Source organism: Desulfuromusa ferrireducens (genome assembly GCF_055389805.1).
Genome location: NZ_AP042415.1, coordinates 1079841 through 1095757, shown reverse-complemented (window position 1 = coordinate 1095757; position 15917 = coordinate 1079841). Strand labels below are relative to the sequence as shown.

Annotated in this window: 14 protein-coding genes; 8 read left to right on the top strand and 6 right to left on the bottom strand. The window is 54.4% G+C overall.

Features of this window, described 5'->3' with window-relative positions; translation table 11 throughout:
- Positions 1–8 precede the first annotated feature (8 nt).
- The 3 genes from dnaK to ACZ5PT_RS04940 all read left to right on the top strand — a co-directional run bounded on the left by dnaK (position 9) and on the right by ACZ5PT_RS04940 (position 5071).
- Positions 9–1928 (top strand): molecular chaperone DnaK, encoded by a 1920-nt coding sequence (gene dnaK, locus ACZ5PT_RS04950; protein WP_464265700.1) that lies wholly within the window; start codon positions 9–11, stop codon positions 1926–1928.
- 68 nt (positions 1929–1996) lie between these two features.
- Entirely contained in the window at positions 1997–3118 is a 1122-nt protein-coding gene (dnaJ, locus tag ACZ5PT_RS04945) for a molecular chaperone DnaJ (protein WP_464266708.1), read from the top strand.
- A 36-nt stretch (positions 3119–3154) separates the two neighbouring features.
- Positions 3155–5071 carry a penicillin-binding protein activator gene (locus ACZ5PT_RS04940; protein WP_464265699.1) on the top strand — a complete coding sequence of 639 codons (1917 nt, stop codon included), beginning with the start codon at positions 3155–3157 and terminating at the stop codon, positions 5069–5071.
- A gap of 86 nt (positions 5072–5157) precedes the next feature.
- On the opposite strand, the gene ACZ5PT_RS04935 is transcribed toward ACZ5PT_RS04940, so the two are convergent.
- On the bottom strand, positions 5158–5838 hold the full coding sequence (locus ACZ5PT_RS04935) for a carbonic anhydrase (RefSeq protein ID WP_464265698.1): 681 nt from the start codon (positions 5836–5838) through the stop codon (positions 5158–5160).
- Positions 5839–5970: 132 nt separating this feature from the next.
- Between ACZ5PT_RS04935 and ACZ5PT_RS04930 the strand changes: the two genes are divergently transcribed.
- From ACZ5PT_RS04930 to ACZ5PT_RS04910, 5 genes are all read left to right on the top strand, one after another.
- Positions 5971–6261 (top strand): MerR family transcriptional regulator, encoded by a 291-nt coding sequence (locus ACZ5PT_RS04930; RefSeq protein WP_464265697.1) that lies wholly within the window; start codon positions 5971–5973, stop codon positions 6259–6261.
- Positions 6262–6682: 421 nt separating this feature from the next.
- Positions 6683–7762 (top strand): chorismate synthase, encoded by a 1080-nt coding sequence (gene aroC, locus ACZ5PT_RS04925; protein ID WP_464266707.1) that lies wholly within the window; start codon positions 6683–6685, stop codon positions 7760–7762.
- A 141-nt stretch (positions 7763–7903) separates the two neighbouring features.
- Positions 7904–8758: a DsbA family protein gene (locus tag ACZ5PT_RS04920; protein ID WP_464265696.1), complete on the top strand. Its 855-nt coding sequence runs from the start codon at positions 7904–7906 to the stop codon at positions 8756–8758.
- The gene (locus tag ACZ5PT_RS04915; protein WP_464265695.1) at positions 8758–9504 is read left to right on the top strand and encodes an MBL fold metallo-hydrolase; all 747 of its coding nucleotides are present in this window, start codon (positions 8758–8760) and stop codon (positions 9502–9504) included. The genes ACZ5PT_RS04920 and ACZ5PT_RS04915 overlap by 1 nt, the downstream gene beginning before the upstream one ends.
- A gap of 72 nt (positions 9505–9576) precedes the next feature.
- A complete protein-coding gene (locus tag ACZ5PT_RS04910; RefSeq protein ID WP_464265694.1) occupies positions 9577–9759 on the top strand; it encodes a hypothetical protein in 183 nt (60 codons plus the stop codon).
- An 837-nt stretch (positions 9760–10596) separates the two neighbouring features.
- On the opposite strand, the gene ACZ5PT_RS04905 is transcribed toward ACZ5PT_RS04910, so the two are convergent.
- The 5 genes from ACZ5PT_RS04905 to ACZ5PT_RS04885 are packed head-to-tail and all read right to left on the bottom strand — an operon-like array spanning position 10597 to position 15905.
- On the bottom strand, positions 10597–11349 hold the full coding sequence (locus tag ACZ5PT_RS04905) for an NADH-quinone oxidoreductase subunit B family protein (protein WP_464265693.1): 753 nt from the start codon (positions 11347–11349) through the stop codon (positions 10597–10599).
- 11 nt (positions 11350–11360) lie between these two features.
- Positions 11361–12881 (bottom strand): hydrogenase large subunit, encoded by a 1521-nt coding sequence (locus tag ACZ5PT_RS04900; protein ID WP_464265692.1) that lies wholly within the window; start codon positions 12879–12881, stop codon positions 11361–11363.
- Positions 12878–14305 (bottom strand): proton-conducting transporter transmembrane domain-containing protein, encoded by a 1428-nt coding sequence (locus ACZ5PT_RS04895; protein WP_464265691.1) that lies wholly within the window; start codon positions 14303–14305, stop codon positions 12878–12880. The genes ACZ5PT_RS04900 and ACZ5PT_RS04895 overlap by 4 nt, the downstream gene beginning before the upstream one ends.
- Before the next feature lies 1 nt (position 14306).
- Complete coding sequence (locus ACZ5PT_RS04890) at positions 14307–14945, bottom strand: hydrogenase (protein ID WP_464265690.1); 639 nt, start codon at positions 14943–14945, stop codon at positions 14307–14309.
- Between the two features lie 45 nt (positions 14946–14990).
- Entirely contained in the window at positions 14991–15905 is a 915-nt protein-coding gene (locus ACZ5PT_RS04885; RefSeq protein WP_464265689.1) for a respiratory chain complex I subunit 1 family protein, read from the bottom strand.
- Between the last annotated feature and the right edge of the window lie 12 nt (positions 15906–15917).

The following is a 15917-nucleotide window of genomic DNA, read 5'->3' as shown; positions in this document are numbered from 1 at the left end:
TATGAGATATGGGTAAGGTTATCGGAATTGATTTGGGAACCACGAACTCCTGCGTCGCTGTTATGGAGGGTGGTGAGCCCGTTGTTATTGCTAACTCGGAAGGCTCCCGCACCACGCCGTCAATGGTTGCTTTTGCTGAAAATGGCGAGCGATTGGTCGGCCAGCAAGCCAAGCGCCAGGCGGTCACCAACCCGGAAAACACCCTGTTTGCCATCAAGCGTTTGATCGGCCGTAAATTTAATTCCGCAGCGGTGAAGAAGGACATTGAAATCAGCCCCTTCAAGATTATTGAGGCCGATAACGGTGATGCCTGGGTTGAGGCGCGTGACAAGCAGTACAGCTCGCCGGAAATCTCGGCGATGATTCTGCAGAAGATGAAGCAGACTGCCGAAGACTACCTCGGTGAGACGGTCACCGATGCCGTTGTTACCGTTCCGGCCTACTTTAACGATTCCCAGCGCCAGGCAACCAAGGATGCCGGCAAAATCTCCGGTTTGAACGTGCTGCGGATCATCAACGAGCCGACCGCTGCCTCGCTGGCTTATGGTCTCGACAGAAAAGAAGAAATGACCATCGCTGTTTTTGACCTGGGTGGCGGTACCTTCGACGTTTCGATCCTCGATCTGGGTGATGGCGTCTTTGAGGTCAAGTCGACCAACGGTGACACCTTCTTAGGTGGTGAAGACTTCGATCAGAAGATCATCGATTATGTTGCCGACGAATTCAAAAAAGATCAGGGCATCGATCTGCGCGGTGACAAGATGGCGCTGCAGCGGCTTAAGGAAGCAGCAGAAAAAGCCAAATGCGAGCTTTCCTCGTCAATGGAAACCGATGTCAACCTGCCCTTTATCACAGCCGACCAGTCCGGGCCCAAGCACCTCAACATCAAGCTTTCCCGCGCTAAGTTGGAAAGTATCTGTTCCGAGCTGATCAACCGTCTGGTTGCCCCTTGCAAGACTGCTCTTAAGGATGCCGGTTTAGCTGCCAGTGAAATCGACGAGATTGTGCTGGTCGGTGGCATGATCCGTATGCCAGCCGTGCAGGCGAAAGTCAAAGAGATTTTCGGTAAGGAGCCGAGTAAAGGGGTTAACCCGGATGAGGTTGTCGCTATCGGCGCAGCCATCCAGGGTGGCGTTTTGACCGGCGATGTCAAGGACGTGCTGTTGCTCGACGTCAGCCCGCTCTCGCTTGGGATCGAGACCCTTGGTGGCATCATGACCAAGTTGATCGAAAAAAACACCACTGTGCCGTGCAAGAAAAGCCAGGTGTTCTCGACTGCCGCTGATAACCAGCCGGCAGTTTCGGTGCACGTTCTGCAAGGTGAGCGGGAAATTGCCACCGATAACAAGACCATCGGTAACTTTGAACTGGTCGGTATTCCGACCGCTCCGCGCGGGGTACCGCAGATCGAAGTTACTTTCGATATCGATGCCAACGGCATCCTGCACGTTTCGGCCAAGGACCTGGGGACCGGGAAAGAGCAGTCGATCCAGATCAGTGCCTCGAGTGGTCTCTCCGATGATGAGATCGAGCGGATGGTCAAGGAAGCCGAGACCCATGCTGGTGACGATAAGGCCAAGCGCGAGTTGATCGAGGCCCGCAATCAGGCCGACGGTCTGGCCTACACCACTGAAAAATCGCTTTCCGAGCACAGCGAGAAGCTCGACAGCGCAACCAAGACCCAGATTGAGGAAGCCCTGGCCGCACTGAAAACTGCGATGGAAGGGGACAATCCAGAAGAAATCAAGTCCAAGAGCGAAGCTCTGGCGCAAGCCTCGCACAAGCTCGCGGAAACGATGTACGCACAGGCCCAGCAAGAAGGTGATGCCGCCGGTGGCGAGGCTGATGCTGATGCTGCGGCTGGTGCCGCGGATGACAACGTGGTTGACGCCGAGTTTGAGGACGTCGACGACAAGGAAAAGAAGTAATAGTTTAAGACCAATACGTCGCCGACTTCACCTCGCTGAGGTCGGCGACGCTTTTTATTTGCAGGATAATTATTTTGTCAAAACGCGATTACTACGAGATTCTTGGGGTTAATAAGAACGCCAGCGAAACAGAGATGAAAAAGGCCTATCGGCGCTTGGCCATCCAGTTTCATCCCGATAAAAATCCCGGGGATAAAGAGGCCGAGAGTAAGTTCAAGGAACTTTCAGAGGCCTATGCGGTTCTTTCCGACCCGCAGAAGCGCGCCACCTACGACCAGTTTGGGCACGCCGGAATGAATGGCGGCGGTGGTTTCTCCGGCGGTGGTTTCGATTTCGGCGGTACCCCGTTCGAGGACATCTTCGGCGATATCTTTGGCGATATCTTTGGTGGCGGATCGCGTCGCGGCAGCCGTGGTCAGCGCGGAGATGACCTGCGTTACAATCTGACCATTAACTTTGAAGAAGCCGCCTTCGGTGCCGAAAAAAAGTTGCAGCTACCGCGCAGTCAGCGTTGTGAGCCATGCTCCGGCTCTGGCGCCCGCGCCGGAACCGAAGCGCAAACCTGCGGCACCTGTCGCGGTGCCGGTCAGGTGCGTTATCAGCAGGGTTTTTTCACCATGACCCGGCCCTGTCCCGATTGCCGCGGCGAAGGGAAAATTATTGCCGATCCTTGTCCTGAGTGCCGTGGTTCCGGCCTGGTCAAGCAAAAGCGTTCCCTGTCACTCAAGGTTCCGGCCGGGGTTGAATCCGGCAGCCGCTTGAAGCTGACCGGTGAAGGTGAAACCGGTTCCCATGGTGGACCGGCGGGTGACCTTTACGTTGTCATCAGCGTCGAGGAACATTCGATCTTCCAGCGCGATGGGCAGGATGTCATCTGCGAAATACCGATCTCCTTTGTTCAGGCAACCCTCGGTTGCGAACTGGTCGTACCGACCCTGGAGGGGAAACTGACCCTCAAGGTTCCAGCGGGAACCCAGACCGGAAAGATCTTCAAGCTTTCCGGTAAGGGGATCGTTTCCCTGCAGGGCTACGGTCGTGGCGATCAGTTGGTGGTGCTGCGTGTCGAGGTGCCGACCAAGCTCAATGCCCGGCAGCGGGAACTGCTTGAGGAATTTGCTCGCGAGGGCGGTGAAGATATTCATCCCCAAGGGCGGGGTTTCTTTGATAAGATGAAGGAACTGTTCGACTGACCTTTTCCCCCTGCCAGCTAAACGAATGGATTGCGAATGAAGCGGATCGTCTGCCTGGTTCTGATGTGTGTTTTATCGACGACTGTGTCGATGAGTCTCCCCTGTTTCGCAATCGCTGAAGAATCGGCTGCTGCTGTCACGCTCGAGTTTGAGCGTGGCCAGCAGCTTTTTCAGTCCGGGAACCAAGACCGGGCGCTTTCAGTTCTGCGCACCTTTGTGCAGCGTTATCCCGAGCACCAGCTATCCGCGCAAGCCTATGCCCTGATCGGGCGGATTTTCTCCAATCAAAAACGCTACTCCGATGCGCTGCTCTATCTCGAGCGGATACCCGTTATCATGCGCAGCCCCGAGGCCGAATTGCTGCGCGGGAACGGTTTGGTCCAGACCGGCGCCTATACGGCCGGGCAGGCACAACTGCTGCCTTTACTGGAGCAACCTTACGCTTCGGAGGATGCGCAATTGCTGTTATTGGCTCTGGCCGATAGCGCACTCAATTTACAGCAACCGCTCGAAGCGCTGTTTTTTCTGCAGCGCGCTCTGCCGCTGGTAAATAACCCGGCCAGCCTGCTTGAGCGAGCCCACCGTCTGCTGCAGAATCGTCTGAATCCTGTTGAGCTGGAAGAGGCGGCGTTTATGTGGCAGGGGACCGCCATCGGTCAGGATGCCCGACTGCAACTGGCACGTCGGGCATTGGGACAGCAGCAGCAAGAGAAGGCCCGACAGTTACTGCAGATGGTGCTCGCCTCACCGGTCCCCTTCCCCTATTGGCAAGAAGCTGAATTACTGTTGCAACGGACCGGTGTTGACAGCTGGTTCAACCGTGACAGCATCGGAGTCCTGTTGCCGCTCAGCGGCCGCTATGCTTCCTATGGGGAGCTGGTCAAAAAAGGGCTCGAACTGGCGGTGCAGGAACATAACCGCACCCGGTTGCCGGTCCGCCTGATTTTTCGTGACACCGCCCTTGAAGGGGTGAGTACCAGTCAGTTGGTTAGCAGCTTGACCGATGATGATAAGGTGATGGCGATTATCGGACCGTTGCGGGGTGAAACTGCCGAGGAAGCCGTTGCTCGTGCTCAACTGGAGATGGTGCCGCTGCTGACGCTGTCGCAACGTGCCGGTTTGCCGCAGCGGGGAAATTACATTTTTCGCGATTCTTTGACCGCCGAACAGCAGGTCCAGAGCCTGGTTCGTTATGCGACCGACAGTCAGCATATTTCTTACTCGATTCTCTATCCGGAAAATCGCTTGGGCGAGGAGATGACGCGACTGTTTATCGATGAAGTTCGCCAGTTTGGCGGTGAGATTATTGATGTCGTCAGTTATCCCGAGGGAGCCACTGACTTCCGTCAACAGATCCAGACGCTGCTGTGGGAAGATCATGTCGTTGAGCCGCTGCCGAAGCCTGTTGCGCCCGAGGTGGAAGGGGCGGCGGAGATCGCCGCAGAGCCCGAAAAAGAACCGCTTGAACTGGAGTACCCACTGGCTCCTTTTCACGCCCTGTTCCTGCCCGATTATGTCGAGCGGATCGGTTTGTTGGCGCCACAATTGATGTTTTATGGGATTAAGGATGTGACCCTGCTCGGGATTAATGGTTGGAATTCTCCTGAGTTGGTTCAGCGGGCCGGACGATTCCTTGGTCAGGCGGTTTTTGTCGACGGTTTTTTCACTAACAGTAAGCACCCCGAGGTCCAGCGTTTCGTCGAACTTTACCGCCAGGATTACCAGGAACAGCCGACCATTCTTAGCGCTCAGGCCTTTGATGCCGCCAGTATGCTGTTGCAGGTGATGGACGACCCACGGGTGCGAAATCGCGATGATCTGCGTCAGCAGTTGGCCGGATTGCGCGGTTTTCGTGGGGTCGCCGGAACCATCGGTTTCGACGCCCTGGGTGAGGCGATCAAGCAGCCCTATCTATTGCAGGTCAAGCGGGGAAAAATAGTCGAACTGCAATAAAATAAGCACACGCGAGTAGAAACGCAAAAAGCCCCTGTCTTTATTGACGGGGGCTTTTTGCGTCAGATTGCTCGCTACGAGTCGACCTATTCCGCGGGCTGTTCCGCAGCATTGTCAGCGGTTGAAGAATAACGTTCTACCAGAATCTCATATTCTCCAGAGAGCTGATTATAGTATTTCAGCTGTCCTGTCCCCATATTGTAGTACCAGCCATGCAGGCTTAATTGTCCTTTGGACACCCGTTCCTTAACCCAGGGAAAGCTCATCAGGTTTTTCAGGGAAATTAAAATAGCTTCTTTTTCGCAGGCGCTGGTTTGCTTTTCCAGTGTGGCCTTAGGCATTTCCTTTAAAACCTTGTCGCGAGCGGATTCGGCGATGTTAACCCATTTGCCGATAAACTCACCCGCTTCCTGCCCATCTGCTGCATTCATCAACGCGTTGATGCCACCACAGTTGGAATGGCCAAGGACGATGATATCGGAGACTTCAAGGATACAGACGGCATATTCAATCGATGAACTGACGCCGTGGAAATCATCGCTTTTAGTGTAGGGCGGGACCAGATTGGCGATATTGCGCAGGATAAACAGATCACCGGGGGCGCTGTCCGTTAACAGTGCCGGATCCACCCTTGAGTCGCAACAGCCGATCAGGAGTGCCTGGGGCTTCTGCCCCGTCATCAGATCGCTGGCCAGTTCGGCATTCTCACCGAAATGCTGTTGTTGAAAGTTTGCGATGCCCGCCAGAAATTTTGTTACATCTGCCATATATTTACCTCCACTTTCGCCGTCGAATTTTAGCATAAATAAATCATTTTACTAAAGTATTTAGCCCCTTTTCGTCTTGACATTTATAGACAAAAGATCCCCGTGTCTATAAATGTCAAGGTTGGAGGGCAGATGAATCTTTCGGTTAAACAAGCTGCTGCGCTGTTAAGCGTTTCGGAGAAGACCATTTCTCCCTGGATTCAGCTGTTGAGCATTCCTGCCTACCGCAGCATCGTTTTAATTCTTTGCGGGTTCAATTCCCCGCTGCATGCTGCTGCTTTATTCGCTCCGAACTGCTGGAGTGGTGAGCATCCCGGAGAATGGGCGTGGTACCGCAAGCGTTCGACGAACCGGAAATCCCGTCCCGGGAGTTGCCAAAGCTGTCCGAATCCTCGCAGATGGAAGGTGTCATTTATCGTTTAGATGCATAAACAAGGTTCTCAATCGCAAAAATCCGATGGGCGATCTGCAGCCTGAAGTGAAGACAGAAGCTTTTAGTAAGCTGAATTGAGTAGGCTGTTTTCGGGGAGAATAAAAAAATGGCGCCCTATCGGGCAACAGGGCGCAAATTGGAGAGACATAAAGTGAAGCACAAAGAAGGTTATTCTTTGCATCACCGAGAAGATATATACCTTTAGCGGAGTAAAGAGGTCAAGAAAAAAATTTAACAAAAGTAAAGAAATTTACTTCTGGTAAAATATCGTTTTTATGTGAATTAACACCAGTACTCCTCTGCGGGTTGGGTTTGCATATGACACAGTGGATCGCTTTCTGTTATGATGCCGCCTTGCATGACCTGAATATAAATCGCGTTAGTCGAACCCTGAACGGATGTGAGGAAGCAATGTCGAGCAGCTTTGGAACCCTTTTTAAACTTTCTACTTTCGGAGAATCTCATTGCGCAGCAGTCGGCGTTGTGGTTGATGGGGTGCCGCCACGTATGTCCCTGAGCGCAGCCGATATCCAGGTGCAACTCGATCGTCGTCGGCCCGGTGGCAACAAACTCGGCACCGAGCGTGACGAAGCGGATCAGGTAAAAATCCTCTCCGGGATTGAAAATGGTTTGACCCTCGGCAGCCCGATCGGCATGTTGGTCAACAATAAAGATCAGCGTCCTGGTGATTATGGTTCAATGAGTCAGATCCCACGCCCTTCCCACGCCGATTACACCTACCGCGCCAAATATGGCATCCACGCTTCCAGTGGCGGCGGTCGTTCCAGTGCCCGCGAAACCATCGGTCGGGTCGCTGCCGGGGCTATCGCCGAGAAGTTTCTGCTTGAAGAATATGGCATCGAGATAGTTGCCTGGGTCAGTTCGGTTGGCGACCATGATGCCGCTGAGATCGACATGGACAGCATTACTCGTGAACAGGTTGATGCCGATGATATCCGCTGTCCCGATGCGCAGGCGGCAGCCAAGATGACGGCCGAAATTGTTGCTGCCCGGGCAGCCAAAGACTCGATCGGTGGGGTGGTCACTTGCGTTTGTCGTAATCTGCCGGCTGGATTAGGCGAACCGGTCTTTGATCGACTGGAAGCCAATTTGGCCCATGCCATGCTCTCTATCCCGGCCACTAAAGGTTTTGAAATCGGTTCCGGCTTTGCCGGGGCGAAGATGCGCGGTTCGTTGCACAACGATCCCTATGTACAAAAAGGTGATCGACTTGGCACATCTACTAATCGTAGTGGCGGAGTGCAAGGGGGGATTTCCAATGGTGAACCGGTCTATTTTAGGGTGGCGTTCAAGCCACCAGCAACGATCGGTCAAGAACAGCAGACTGCCGATTATGACGGCAAACAGACCGTATTGGCGGCCAAGGGTCGGCACGATCCCTGTGTTGTGCCGCGGGCGGTGCCGATTGTCGAAACCATGGCGGCACTGGTTCTTGCTGATTTGGTTTTGATTCAGAAAATGCGCAGTTGAGTCGAAGTCACGGATAATCGTTAAAAAGCCGTCCTTATTTTTGGGCGGCTTTTTTATATTGGACATGGCACACGGCATGAAAATGTGAAATAATTTATTTCCCGAAACAATAACCTGTTTTTTTAAAAGGAGCCCGTGCTCATGCGAAAATCGCTTCTGATGATTCTCTTTCTTTTTCTCAGCACGACATCGCTGTTCGCTGCCAGCAGGGTCGATGTGCGCATGCTCCGTACGGTCAGCCTCAATGCCAATCCAGTGCAAGTGGTCGCTACGGCCGATGGTCAGCGGATTTATGCCTTGACCGACAAAGGGGAGATCCAGCTTTTCTCCGCTAATGGTGACCTGGTTGGCATTTTTGATGCCGGCCCGGATGTGACGGGTATCACTCCACAGGGGAGTAATCGGCTGGTTTTAGCGATGGGCCAGAAGCAGCAGCTGCTGTTGATTGCGTTGGAGCCGGTGGTCCAGATTTCGACTGTCGGTGCCCCGTCGATGGGACCGGATGATGCCCCGGTAACGATTGTCATTTTTGATGATTTCGAATGTCCTTATTGCGCTAAGGCGGTTCCGCTGGTCAAGGGCGTTGTGAGTGCCTACTCGGATCAGGTCAAACTAGTTTTCAAGCAATTCCCTCTCGGCATGCATAAAAATGCCCGCGCTGCGGCGATCGCCAGTTTAGCCGCCGAACAGCAGGGCAAGTTCTGGCCGTTGCATGATCTTTTGTTTGCTAACTACAACAAGTTAAATCCGGCAAAAATCGAACAGTTAGCAGAGCAGGCCGGCCTTGACATGATCCGCTTTAAGGTTGATCGCAGTAACGCCAAATTGGAACAGCAACTTAATGCCGATATGCAGGAAGGGCAGCAGATCGGAGTTCGCGGAACGCCGACCATTTTTATCAATGGGCGCCGCCTGCCGCAGCGTAGCCGGGCGGCCTTTGACCAGTTAATTACCGAAGAACTGGCAAAGTTGACCGCGGCTGAAAAAGCCAAATAATGTCTACTGTGGTCCGAGTCCATTGTGTCGGCACCGGTGACGCCTTTGGCAGCGGTGGGCGGCTAAACAGCTGCTACCACGTGGCGACAGAAAAAGAGCAACTGCTGCTCGATTGCGGTTGTTCCAGCCTGATCGGGCTGCAGCGCTGTGGCATCAATCCTGCGGACATCGATACGGTCGTCATTAGCCACCTGCATGGTGATCATTTTGGCGGCATCCCATTTTTGTTGTTGGAAGGGACCTTTGTCAGTCAACGCAAGCGCCCTTTAACCCTGATCGGTCCCCCAAGTTTGCAGCAGCAGGTGGAGGCCGCGCAGGAGGCCCTTTATCCTGGTGCGATCGGAAAAAAGCTCGGGTTCCCGCTTGTTTATCGTCAGCTCGATACGGATAGCTTCCTCGAACAGGGAGCTTTTATGATCGGTTGTTGTCAGGTTAAGCATGGCAATAGCCAGCAGGTGTATGGGCTGCGGGTTGAAGTTGCCGGGAAAGTCATTTCTTACACCGGTGATACCGAGTGGACAGATAATCTCATCCCGCTAGCTGCTGGCAGCGATCTGTTGATCGCTGAATGCTTCGCCTACGATACGCCGACACCCTCGCATCTGGATTATCAAACCCTGATGAAGAAACGCGATAAGCTTACAAGCAAGCGGTTGGTGTTAACCCATTTAGGGACGGAAATGCTCGCCCGCCAGGCAGAGTTACAGTTAGATATCGTCAGCGATGGTGACTTGATCGATCTCTAACGAGTTGACTTTTGTGGGGAACAGGCTAAATTGTAACCATAATGGTCTTGATCCTTGTCGGGGAGAAATATTATGAGTGATAACAGTTGCGTAGATTCCGGTAGCCACCATCTGCATATTTGTGAACTGAAAGCCAAAGAGCTCAATGAAGAGGTCAGGCGGTTGTTTGAAGCGCCAGCACACTTTGCTTGTACAAATTGTGGAGCCAAAGTGAGTAAAGCGGAGAATGTTTGTGCACCGAAGGCGCTTGATTGAAGCATTGAGAGGTTGAATAAAGAGCGGGGCTGCAAAAGCGAGGCATTTACTTAACGTGTTGAAAGCCGTCTCCTGAATCTGGAGGCGGCTTTCGTGCTTTCGTGCTTTCGGGAACAAGAAGTCCCCTTGGTTGTTCCAAAGGGTTAACTTACTTTGGCGCTAAAAAGCCCGCGATTTTTCCGAAACATGGTACGAGATCCTGCCATTTATGGTGAAACCCGTCACCCTGTCAGAATATCCTAAAGACTTTTGCGATCTATTTTTAAATGATATCAGAGAAGGCGATTGGTGGTATTAGAGGTAGGATCCTGCCTGTTACAAACTCCATATATAAGACGATTTCGGCTGGTCGGCAGATTGGGCAAAAAACTTACTAGTTTTGAGCCGGGGAGATGTCTACTCTACTGGAGGCGATTCAGTAGGAACAATGCCTCGCTACCACTTCATCTGTTCAAAACGAGCGATGCGGGCCTTGCAGTTCCAAAATCCCCAGCAGTATCGGCAGCTCTTACTATTATTTCCAGTAGTTTTTTTGTTTCTATCGCCACCGCCAATTCACGGGTTAAAACGAAAGCGTAATCAAACTGTCCGGTGTCTATACATTTATTAATCAGAAGGTTTCTCTCTGGCAGAAAAGTCGTCGACCGAGCTTTCTTAAAGAATCCGCAGTTCCATCAACCTTACCTTGCTTAATTCTGCACCTCCAACAGGTATTCAAGCTCGTATGGAGCAAGAGGTCCCTTTTGAGGGGCATGGGCAAACCATTTTTTAAATGACAGAATCCACTTCATTTTCAATTTCATTTCTCGATCGAAAAAATGTATCTATCGATCCAGTTCACCGTCGGCCGAGAAGCCGCAATAAACCATCCAAAGCGGTGTAAGGATGGGGAGGGCAGCCGGGGATATAGAGGTCGACCGGCAGCAAATCACCGATGCCGTTGTTGACTTCAGGACTGCCTTGGAATGGCCCGCCCCCAATAGCGCAGGCTCCCGAGGCGATAACCAGCTTCGGTTCGGGGATCGCGGCGTAGGTGTCGAGCAATGCGCTCCGCATGTTTTCGGTCACTGGGCCGGTGACCATCATGCCGTCGGCATGCCGTGGCGAAGCGACGAACTGGATACCGAAGCGGCCCAGATCGAAAACCAGGGTGCCGAGCACATTCAAGTCCGCTTCACAGGCATTACATCCACCAGCCGACACTTGCCGTAGCTTGAGAGAACGACCGAACAGTTTCAGCATCCGCTTGTTTAATTTCTCCGCCAAGCGGTGCACCTCATCTTCCAAAAACAGATCCTCGCGCTTGCGCGTCGCCAAGCGATAATCGTTACTGAAGCTTACGGCTCCCAGTTTGACCGCGGAACAGTCAGCGCAAAACAGACAGCGCCCGAGGTCGATCTGCAAGGTCCCGGTCCGCTCTTGCAATGCACCAAACGGGCAGCCGGCTACGGCCTCGGCGCGAACTGCGGGCGCCAGCTCTTGACTGACGGTCGGCAGACCGCGAAACCGCTCAGGGAGGTTAGGTTCGACCTTGGGGAATTTACCGGTACGGTGCCCCTGCCGAAGTCGTTCACGGATAATCGATAACATAAGCGCACTCCCTAAAGGTCAAAGCCGCAATACGACAGGTTGAAACTTTTGTTGCAAAGCGGAAAGTCAGAAATCTGCTCCCCGCGCAAGACCATGGCCAGACCGCTCCAGTTGTGAAACGATGGATCGACGATTTTGTAGCGAGCCAGCTGGCCCTGAGCGTCGGTCATCCCCACATGGACGATTTCACCGCGCCAACCCTCACACAACGAGACGGCGAGGCAATTGGGGGCCAAAGGACCCAACTGCTGCATCCCCTCCCCCTGCGGCAAAAGCTTGAGGGTGTCGTCCAGCAATTGATGAGATGCGTAAATTTCCCGCCGCCGGACATTGCCCCGGGCGAACACATCGCCTTCGGTTTCGATCACCGGGGTATCGAAGCTGACCACCCCGCTACCGAAGGGGTGGTGCAGACGCGCATCACGCACCAGCCCGCAGGCCCGGGCAGCGACCCCGACCAGACCCAGCTCCTCGGCATCATCGGTCGCCAGTGGGCCGGTCCCCTCAAAACGGGCCAGCACCGAAGGGCTATCGAAGCAGAGTTCGATGGCCCCACGAGTCTCAGGCTCAAGAATTTTCAGGCGTTCGAGGAGATGTTTGACCATCTCGACGTCGAGATCGAACCCTACCCCACCGGGACGGACCAAGCCGCGGCCGAAGCGACTGCCACACAGGTCCGCCATCAGGTTCAGGTAGTCTCCGCGCAAACGCCCGCAGAACGAAGCGGTCGGCAAAAACCCGACATCACCGGCCATGGCCCCGACATCGCCGACATGGTTGGCGAGCCGCTCCAGCTCCAGAGCAATGGCCCGGATCGCGTAAGCACGTGGCGAAACGTCCTGCCCGGCAAGGCTCTCAAGCACCTGACTGTAAGCGGTTGCGTGACCGATACTGGTATCCCCGGCGACGGCTTCAAGTTGATAGATGCTGGCTGGATGTGGGCCGCCGATCAGCCGCTGTTCGATGTCGCGATGCTGGAACCCGAGGGAGATCTCCAGACTCATGACCTCTTCACCGTGGCACTGAAAACGGAAATGGCCCGGCTCGATCACCCCGGCGTGGACCGGACCAACCGCTACCTCATGCACCTCTTCGCCTTCCACCCGGTAAAAATCCATATCTCCGGGGATCGGGTGCTGGCGCGGATCTCGGTCCCAGATATCGGCTGAATCGACCCAGCTGTTGTGAAAGCGGACCGGTTTCAACCAGGGGTGCCCCTCCGGTCGTACGCCGTATTGCTCGGCCAGCTCCCGTTCAAACAGGTGCAGTTGCGGGCAATCCGGGGTCAGCGCCGGGTAGCTGTTACTGACACAGGTGCGCAACAGAGCAATCTCCCCCAACCAATCGTGGCTGAGAATCGCGAACAGTTCCAAGCCGGCTGCGGATGGTTGGCCGAAAAAACTTGCGACCCGGGCATCAGCAGCCACTTCTTGCAGAAGTGATTGCCGAAACTCGGAAAAATCGAGACGCGGCAGATCGGCCAACGGGACCGAGGCTCCGTGACGAAAACGGATCAGTTTTGACTGACTCATGGCTGCACCTCCAACAGGTCAGCCGCTTGCTGCAACGCATGCTGCAGCGGTTCTGGAAGGTAGACACCAAGTATCAGCACCAGCAGCATAAAACAGAGCGGCGACAGGTAGAGCAACGGACGGTCGGTAAAACCGTTCGCCCTGACAGGAGATTCCCCCTGAGTTGCCGAGAGCACCGTCGCGCCCATACCAATGAAAACTGTGGCTAAAGACAGCAACACCAATAAGCCGATCACCAGCCGGTCGCTAGCAAAAATTCCGCGTAAAATTGTAAATTCACTCAGAAATGGGCCAAACGGTGGAGACCCGGTAATTGCCAGAAATCCGGCCAGAAACAGGGTGCCGGAGATCGGCAGTGTAACGATTGCACCACGCACTTCGGAAAGCTGTTTACTATCATAGGCCCGCTGAATATTACCGGCCGCTAGAAATAGTCCTCCTTTGGCCAAAGCATTATTAATCAGGTGCAACATGGCTCCGAAGGTTGCCAGGCCACCGATGCCGACGCCGATCGCCAGAATCCCCATGTGTTCAACCGAGGAATACGCCAGCAGTCGCTTGATATCGGGCTGACGAACCATGAAAATAGCTGCCAGCAGCAGCGAGAACAGTCCCATGCCGAGCATCGCTTGACGAGCCATCGCACCGTCGCCGGCGATTGTCATCAACTGCACTCCGCGCAGGATGGCAAGAAAAGCGACACTGGTCAGCCCCCCAGCGAGCAGTGCTCCGACCAGCCCTGGCGCTTCCCCGTAGGCATCAGGCTTCCAGCTGTGCAAGGGAGCCAGCCCCATTTTGGTGCCGAAACCGACCAACAGAAAGACGAAACCGGCATGCAGCCAAGGCTTGCTCAACAGTTGCGCCTCACCCATCAAGATATCGAAGTGCAGACTGACCGGTGACCCGCTGCCGAGGGCGGCATAAGCAATAAACAGCATGCCGAGCATCGCCAGCGCAATTCCCACCGAACAGATCATCAGGTACTTCCAGGTCGCTTCGATCGACAGTCGATTACGATTGAAATAGATCAGCGGTGCGCTGGCGATAGTGGTCGCTTCAACCGCCATCCACATCAGACCAAAGTGCCGGGCGATAATCGCCAAGCTCATGGCGCTGAGAAAAATCAGCAAACAGGGGACCATGGTTTTGTTGCCGCGGTCGCGGCGAATATCCAGATAACCCACAGCATAGATGGCACAGCCGAAAAAGAGCAGACTGGTGACAACCAGGACCAGCTTCGAGAGTGCATCCAGACCGATCCATTGCCCAGTAACCGGGAAATAATCGAGCACCAGTAACACCGCCAACAGCAGGTGCAAGCCGCTACTGATCGGCAGCAGCCAGGAACGCAGCTGGTACCAGGGGATGATCAGACTAAGAGCAGCGGCAATCAGCGGGATAACGATCAGCAGTTCAAGCATCATCCTATTCCTTCAAGGCTGAGAGACGTTCGGTGTTGAGGGTGGAAAACTCGCGACTGATCTGATTCATGACGATCCCCATGACAAAAATTCCGACCAACAAGTCAAGCAACACCCCTGCTTCGACCATCATCGGCAGCGCTGAGCTGAGCAGCACGCCGATGATAAAAATGCCATTTTCCAGCATCAGATAGCCGAGCACCTGGGTGATCGCTTTGCGCCGGGTGATCAGCAGGAGGAAACCAGCGAACATGGTCGCCAGTGCCGTCGGCACAAACAGACTCCCATGATGTTCCGGGATTAGCGGCAAAAAGTCGGCGAACAAAAACGCCCCGGCCGTGGTCAGAGCACCGAGCATCAGGGTCGGGACGAAGCCGATAATTGGTTCCATCTCGCGCCGGATCCGCACTTCACGAATCGCCCGCAGCAACAGCAGTGGGATAAAGATCCCTTTAAAAATTAAGGCACCGATTGCCAATAGCAGCGTATGACCTGACAGTCCGTGCGTTGTCAGCGGCAACAGCGCCAGCAGCGCCCCCTGTAGCGCCACCACCCGGATACAGGCAACCAGGCGAGCACTGCCGAGGGTGAAAAAGTTGATCAGGATCACGGTCAGCAGCAACGGGTTAGTAAATTCCATCATGATTTATTTCTCCAGCAATCAAATAATCTCACGATCAGTTCCTTTTCAACGCAACACCAGCACCAGGGCAAAGACTGACAATAGCGAGGTGCCGATCAGAACCTGGGGAATCCGCGGCAACTTTAACCGAGCCATGATCGACTCAATCACCCCGATCAGGATCGCCAGCCCAGCAATACCACCGAGAAACAGAGCGGCATCGCTCAGCCACCAGCCGGTCTGCCAGGGGATCGCCACCCGCACCAGCATGGCTCCGAGAACCATCATCTTCAGTGCTGCCCCGTAGAGAATCATGCCGAAGGCCGGGCCACTGTGGTCGAGGACCATCACCTCGTGAACCATCGTCAACTCCAGGTGGGTGGTGGGATCATCGAAGGGAATACGCGAGTTTTCAACCAGCAGCACGACAAACAGGCAGACCAGAATCAGACCGAGGGACGCTCCGGCTTCGCTGTGCCAGGAGGTCAACAGATGGTCACCGAACAATTGGTTAAGCGAGAGACCGCCAGAGAGGCGGGCCAACACCAACAGCGCGAACAGCATGGTCGGTTCAGCCAGACAGGAGAAAGTCACTTCGCGGGCAGCTCCCATCCCCTCAAAACTGGAACCAGTATCGAGCGCAGCCGCTGCCGTAAAAAACCGCGCCAGGCCGAACAGGTAGACAAACAGAATCAGATCCCCCTCAAAGGAGATCGGGGCAGGCAAGCCGCCAAAGGGAAGTAATAGCGAGGCCAGCAAAGGAACCGCCAGGCCAACCACTGGACCGAGCAGAAAAACCCAGGTGGTCGTGTGACTGATGACAAACCCTTTGCGCCAGAGCCGGGCCAGATCGTAATAAGGCTGCAGCAAGGGGGCACCGACCCGGCCTGCGAACCAAGCCTTGGTCTTGGTGATGATTCCCAGTTGCAATGGCGCGAACAGGAGTAACAGGGCAAAATGTAGAGCCAGGCTACTGATCATGACAAGGGTCCC